Here is a 6,309-nt window from a genome sequence, read left to right as displayed (position 1 = left end):
CCCTTTCTTACCGTGGATATTGTTGTTTCTTTCCTATATCTTAACATGATTCACCGCATTTGGCTGAAAAAAAACAGCACCGGATGTCCCCTAAAGGGAAATCTGGTGCTGTCGGATGTTGCGCGATTAGGCCGTGATCAACTGTTCAAGCAGATCAGGTCTGAATCCGAAAAATGGCTCAACGCCATCAAAGACGACTACCGGCAAAGATTGGAAACCCAATTCTTTGACTTCAGCCAAGGCCACTTCGGAATCCTGGATGTCTTTGATTTCATAACGGATGCTGTTATCATCCAAAAATTTCTTTGTGAAATTGCACTGCATGCAATTCGGTTTTGTATATACTGTGACATTCTTGTTAGACATGATAGTTTCCTCCATTGATTATCCGATAAAAATTTTCTTTTCGAATAAAGCTTATGGATACATCATACAGTATTATTTTGTAAAAAACAAACCATATATAGTGATTATAATCGAGAATAATCAGTCTAAATCGATGGAAAGTTCTTGTGCAGCGGCCGATGCTTTGAGTTTTTCATAAACGAAATTCATGCTTGGCGGGAAGAAAAGCATGCTGATGATGGTCCCTTCACGCACCGTAATAGGGGTGTCGGTAGAAAATGTGATCAGCAATGCAGATGCGATCAACAAAATATCGACTATTTGGCGCACTTTCCCAAAGTTGAAGCCAAAGCGGTTACTGAAGGCCATACAAGCGCCCTCCAAAGGCATATTGATGTAATTCAAGGCCATCATTGATCCGACACCGATTGCTGCTATAATGCCCCCTAAAATGACCATCGCGATTTTCACCCAGTACTGGTCGATCGTCACGCTTGAAAATACCGTATAAAGCATCAGGTTCATCACTTGGCCGAGGATCAATGTGACCGGAATCTGAAATAATTGTCTCAACGAAAAATCTTTTTTCATCAAAAGCCATTGGATTACTACACATATGATATTCAGTATAATCGCCAGCGTTCCAATTTTGATGCCGGAAAGTTGGTTTATGCTCATGTTAAGGGCTTCGTAGGCACCCACGCCGACATTGGCTTTTACTGTTATGCTTGCTCCGATAGCGGTTATGATGACGGCCACGATGACCAATAACATGTTCTTTAAATGTTTCGTCATTTTTTCACCTATCCATTCATTATTCTGCTAAGTCATTATAAAGAAATAAGCAACGAATTGCAATTCGTTGCTTACTCCGTATCATCTATTTATTTTGAGTAGACGACTTTGCCGTCCACTAGTGTATACAGCGTTTCGCCTTTGACTTTCCAACCGGTGAAAGGTGTATTTGTCGCTTTCGAAAGGAAGTCTTCGCTGCGGATTTCATATTCGTTATCCAGATCGAAGATGGCGATATCCGCTTGGGAGCCGATATCCAGAGTCCCGGATTCCATGCCGAACAACGCTGCAGGCTTGACGGTCATCCAATCGACCAGTTGTTTCAAGGTGAAGACCCCACCCAAAACGAAGTTGGAATACATCAATTGGAAAGCCGTCTCGATGCCGACGATGCCGAATGGAGCGCCGACCATGCTGCCTTGCTTTTCTTCTTCGCCATGCGGAGCGTGATCGGTTGCGATGCAGTCGATTGTGCCGTCCAGCAAGCCTTCGATCAAGGCTGCACGGTCTTCAGCGCCGCGTAATGGTGGGTTCATTTTGTAGATGGCAGTGTCCGTTGGGATCGAACCATCTATCAGAATCAAGTGATGCGGAGCGACTTCGGCAGTGACGTGGATCCCTGCACGTTTGGCATCGCGGATGACGCGTACACTTTCTTTCGTTGAAACATGGCAGACATGGTAATGACAGCCTGTCGCTTCCGCCAAAAGCACGTCGCGGGCGATTTGCGTCGATTCCGTCACGCTCAAGATGCCAGGCAGATTCAATTCTTCAGAACGCGTGCCTTTGTGCATCACGCCTCCGAACAAAAGGGAGTCGTCTTCGGTATGCGCAACAAGAGCGACGTTATTCTTTGCAGCTTCCTTCATTGCCAAATACATCGTTCCGGCAGTTTGGACACCGACACCGTCGTTAGTGAAGGCGAAAGCTCCGGCTTCCAACAATTGCTTCTGATCAGTCAGCACGTCGCTGCGCAAATTCTCGGTGATGGGCGCGTATTGTTTGACTTTGATGATGGCAGTATCTTTGATCAGCTGTTGGATACCAGCGAATTTATCTGCCGTATCCGGAACTGGATTCAGGTTTGGCATCGCGCAGACAGTAGTGAAGCCTCCGCGAGCAGCTGCCTGTGTTCCTGTTTCGATTGTCTCTTTATAGGTGAAGCCCGGTTCACGTAAGTGCACGTGCACGTCGATCAATCCTGGAGTGACCAGACCGCCCTTGGCATCGATGACTGTTGCATCCTCAGCCGTTCCCTGCAGATCCTGGCCGATTGCGGCAATCTTATCGTCTTTCACATATATCTCTACAGGAATAAGTTCCTCTTTTTGACCCAACATTTTTGCATTTTTTATCCAAACTGACATGTGATCCCTCCACTGGTGAATTGTTATGATTATACGTTCGTTGTTCTTCCGTTTACGATGGCTTCCAATATGGCCATTCTCGCAAAGACGCCATTCTTCATTTGCGTCACGATCCGCGAGCGGCGGCATTCCACTAGGCTGTCCGCCAATTCCACATCTCGGTTTACCGGAGCGGGATGCATGATGATGGCTGATTCCTTCATGCGGGCTTCGCGAGCGACGGTCAAGCCGAATTGATCGAGATACTCGGCTTTAGTGTAGCGCATCGCTTTTCCGCCATGGCGTTCTGTCTGGACGCGGAGCAGCATCATGACATCGACTTCTCCGATGATGTCATCGATTTCCTTGTGCGTGCCGTATTGATCGAAAGTAGAATCGTACCACTCTTCCGGACCCGTAAAATAAATGGTTGCTCCGAGGCGCTGCAGCATCTGCATGTTTGTTTTGGCTACACGTGAGTGCGACAAGTCGCCGCATATGGCTACTTTAACTCCGCTGAAAGTATGGAATTCTTCGTAGATTGTCAATAGGTCCAACAAGCACTGGCTCGGATGCTGGCCAGCGCCGTCTCCGCCGTTCACGATCGACGCGGTGATACCTGGGCTTTCGATCAATTCTTTGTAGTAGGCTTCCGCACTGTGGCGGATAACGACCACATCCACGCCGATCGCCGATAAGGTTAAAACCGTGTCATAAAGCGTTTCGCCTTTGCTGACGCTGCTAGTCGAAGTGTCAAAGCTGATGACTTTCATCCCCAACTTGTGTTCCGCCATTTCGAAACTTTTGTGTGTGCGTGTGCTGTTCTCGAAAAACAAGTTCGAAGCGTAGATGCCCTCAGTCAAATCCCGTTCTGGTTGGACGCCGTTTTTGAATTCGGATGCACGCAGGATCAGGGACATGATTTCCAAATTCGTGAGTTCCTCGACACTTACAAAGTTTTTTAATGCGATCTGATTTGTTATCTGCATCATTTTAAAGCCCTCCAATTAGTTTTTTGTGAATGGAGGCAAAAAGAACCCGAAGAATTTGTAAGTTCTTCAGGTTCTAGGCCAGCCGCTCCCATATTTGGATACAGAGCGGCCATCTAGTGACCTTGCGGGCCTCACAGGACCCCCTTAAAGTCTCACATTCGCTATTAAGTTGTGCGATAGGATAAATCTCCAGAAAAAAAGCCCATGGTCAAAGAGACAATGGGCATAAAGTCATGATAAAGGCACAGTAGGCCTGATATGCTCCTTAGTAGTCTCTCTGGACTCTCGTTAAAGGAAATTCATTCTGTTGCTAAAATAATAACGTGCTCAATCGCTTTTGTCAATGCTGGCCAATTGGATACTCTGTTTTTTCTCGATAAAGCAAGACATAGTCCCCTCAACCGATGCGAATCGGCTTGGAATAGTCATCATGCCCGATGAAGTCTGTTTCCCATACGGGGAACCCGTACCGAGAAGCGTAGTTGCGGCACACTTTCAGAAAAGCTGACGTTTTTTCGTCCAAAGCCAGTTGCGTGAATTGCCCGATGAGCAGACCGTTGATTTTTCCGAAAGCCCCCAATTGCTCCAGTTGCGCCAACCCGCTGCACATCGCTTCGTACCTGCCGCCTGCCGATTCGAGGATCAATACTTTGTTTTCCAATTCCGGCCAATAAGGGGTTCCTGCTAGCTTCAAGAAGCAGCGCATATTCCCGCCTACGAAAACTGCCGCGGATTGTTCAGAGACGCTATTTTCGGCTATTTTGAATATTCCAGTCCAGTCTGCGTCGATTTGGGTAACCAAATCACTGAGAGCTTGTGTTTGAAACGCTTCTTCCTGGCTCACAAGCACTTTGGGATTATAGAGGATGTTCTGGATGCCGGTTCTGGCTTGGATTGCATTCACAATCACGGTATTGTCGCTGTAGCCAAAATAGGGTTTGGGATTGTTTTTGATGATATCGAAATCGAGATAAGGCAATATTTCATTGGCCAAATCCCCGCCGGATAAGTCAAATATCGCTTTTACGCTCGCATTGGAGTAAAGGGACAACAATGCCCCTGCACGGGATGCAGGGGCCTCAGTTTGCTGTGTCTCTTTATCCAGGAAAAGGACGTCACTCATTACGGTCTCAAGACCAAAATCATTCTTGAGTTTCCGGCTTAGTGACGAAACCATTTCCAGCGAGCGATCATTATTCGTCAATCCGTTCGAACAGCTGATGAAGCCGATCGCATCTCCCGGATGCCACATAAAGATCACTACCTTTCTGTCAGACCAAGATGTCTTGGATGGATAATTCCTGAAGTTCAGCAAATATTTTTTCGGGCGTCAATGTTTTCTTCATTTCAGAGTCATAATCCTTCATGATTTGACCGTGATGCAGCACAAGCATGCGATTACCGTACTGAATGGCATCCTGCAGGTTGTGCGTGATCATGATGCTGGTAAGGTTGTTGTCGATCACTTGTTGATTCGTCAATTCTAGAACCAATTTAGCCGTTTTCGGATCCAACGCTGCCGTATGTTCATCCAACAACAGGATGTCCGGTCGTTTCATCGTTGCCATCAGAAGAGCGATCGCTTGCCTCTGACCACCCGACAATAGCCCGATTTCTGAGCTCATCCGGTTTTCCAGTCCTAAGCCTAACTTTTTCAGTTCTTCTTTGAAAAATATTTTTTCTTCCTGCGAAGTCCCGAAGCGTAGCGTCCGTTTTTGCCCTCTGCGGTATGCCAAGGATAAATTTTCCTGCACCGTCATCCGTGGGGCGGTTCCCATTTTGGGATCCTGGAAAACCCGACTGATGTATGGCGCCCGTTTGTCTTCTTTAAAGAAGGTGACATTTTGTCCGTTTACGATGATATCGCCTGTGTCAGGCAGGAAGTTTCCGGAAATAGCATTCAACAAGGTTGATTTGCCGGCTCCGTTGCCTCCGACCAAAGTGATGAAATCGCCTTGTCTAACAGTCAGATTGACATCCTGGAGTGCGTTGACCTGATTGGGTGAACCAGGGTAGAACGTTTTGGAGACATGTGACATCGTCAACATCGCTTCCTGATTAGTCATTTCGCTTCACCTTCTTTCGCAATGAGTACATGTAGTAGGTTTCCTTGATTTTCGGCAACGCCAAGAAGAAGGTCAACAATACAGCTGAGATCAACTTGAAGTCATTCGGGTTCATTCCGGCTTCCAATACCATTACCATGATCAAACGGTACAGGACCGAACCAAGCATCAGGCAAACTAAACGCATTTTGAAAGAGACATTCGTGAACAATACTTCGCCGATGATAATCGAAGCCAAACCGATGACAATTGTTCCGATACCCATACTGATGTCGGCGTAGCCGTTGTCCTGTGCGATGATGGACCCCGCCAAAGCGACGATCCCGTTCGAAATCATCAAGCCGACGATTTTCATTGTGTTTGTGGATATGCCCAATGAACGGGCCATCGCTTCGTTGTCACCCGTTGCGATAACAGCTTGACCGAATTCCGTCTTGAAAAAAATGACATAGAGCCCGATGATCAGGACGACAACCAACAAGCCCAACATAATCGTGTCGAAATGTCTGGGAAGATTCATGTTCTTGAAAACCGTGAAAATCGTATCTTTACCCAACAGACTGATGTTTGCTCTCCCCATCACGCGAAGGTTGATGGAATAAAGACCGGTCATCGTCAAAATACCTGCCAAAAGGCTGGGAATCTGCAATTTTGTTATCAAAAAACCAGTGATTAGGCCAGCTGAGCTGCCAGCAATGATGGCAAATATAATAGCGATATAAGGATTCGCCCCTAAAGTGATGGCTTGAACAGCCACAGCCGCAC

7 protein-coding genes are annotated in these 6,309 nt (G+C 46.8%); all 7 read right to left on the bottom strand.

Features of this window, described 5'->3' with window-relative positions; translation table 11 throughout:
• Nucleotides 1–126: 126 nt before the first annotated feature.
• Entirely contained in the window at nucleotides 127–366 is a 240-nt protein-coding gene (nrdH, locus tag WBM30_RS07370) for a glutaredoxin-like protein NrdH (RefSeq protein WP_424900092.1), read from the bottom strand.
• A 120-nt stretch (nucleotides 367–486) separates the two neighbouring features.
• Nucleotides 487–1,140, bottom strand: coding sequence for a YczE/YyaS/YitT family protein (locus tag WBM30_RS07365; protein WP_424900091.1), 654 nt, complete (start codon nucleotides 1,138–1,140; stop codon nucleotides 487–489).
• 89 nt (nucleotides 1,141–1,229) lie between these two features.
• Nucleotides 1,230–2,507: a dihydroorotase gene (locus tag WBM30_RS07360; RefSeq protein WP_424900090.1), complete on the bottom strand. Its 1,278-nt coding sequence runs from the start codon at nucleotides 2,505–2,507 to the stop codon at nucleotides 1,230–1,232.
• 29 nt (nucleotides 2,508–2,536) lie between these two features.
• Entirely contained in the window at nucleotides 2,537–3,478 is a 942-nt protein-coding gene (locus WBM30_RS07355; protein ID WP_424900089.1) for an aspartate carbamoyltransferase catalytic subunit, read from the bottom strand.
• Between the two features lie 397 nt (nucleotides 3,479–3,875).
• Nucleotides 3,876–4,730, bottom strand: coding sequence for an LD-carboxypeptidase (locus WBM30_RS07350; RefSeq protein ID WP_424900088.1), 855 nt, complete (start codon nucleotides 4,728–4,730; stop codon nucleotides 3,876–3,878).
• A gap of 19 nt (nucleotides 4,731–4,749) precedes the next feature.
• Nucleotides 4,750–5,544: an ABC transporter ATP-binding protein gene (locus WBM30_RS07345; protein WP_424900087.1), complete on the bottom strand. Its 795-nt coding sequence runs from the start codon at nucleotides 5,542–5,544 to the stop codon at nucleotides 4,750–4,752.
• A partial coding sequence (locus WBM30_RS07340; RefSeq protein WP_424900086.1) for an ABC transporter permease occupies nucleotides 5,537–6,309 on the bottom strand: 773 nt, incomplete at its 5' end. The genes WBM30_RS07345 and WBM30_RS07340, both read right to left, overlap by 8 nt.

It is taken from the genome of Trichococcus sp. (assembly GCF_049684335.1).
Taxonomy (GTDB): domain Bacteria; phylum Bacillota; class Bacilli; order Lactobacillales; family Aerococcaceae; genus Trichococcus.
This window is presented reverse-complemented; position numbering and strand designations above follow the sequence as displayed.